This window comes from Halomonas sp. ND22Bw, from assembly GCF_003011945.1.
In the GTDB taxonomy this organism is placed as follows: domain Bacteria; phylum Pseudomonadota; class Gammaproteobacteria; order Pseudomonadales; family Halomonadaceae; genus Halomonas; species Halomonas halophila.
Window position 1 is genome coordinate 1 of record NZ_PXWD01001125.1, and the last position, 262, is coordinate 262.

Genomic DNA, 262 nt, shown 5'->3' on the forward strand with positions numbered 1-262 from the left:
TGCTGATCCGCGTCGTCGCCAACCTGCTCGACAACGCCATCAAATACTGTCCTCCCGGTTCGACGGTTTCCATAATCGTCAAACACGTCGAAGACAGCGTTGAACTCGCCGTTCTGGACGACGGCCCCGGCGTGCCGGCGGCCGCACGGGCCGATTTGCTCAAACCGCGCGTTCGGGGAGCAGCGGCCTCTGGCCCCGGGCTTGGACTCGGACTGGCGCTGGTGTCCGCCGTCGCTGCCCGGCACGCGGCTCAGCTGCGACT

General features: G+C 66.8%; 1 protein-coding gene. It reads left to right on the top strand.

The genetic code is table 11. From position 1 onward, the window contains the following. On the top strand, positions 1 to 262 hold a 262-nt coding region (locus CVH10_RS21675; RefSeq protein WP_146143253.1), incomplete at both ends, for a sensor histidine kinase.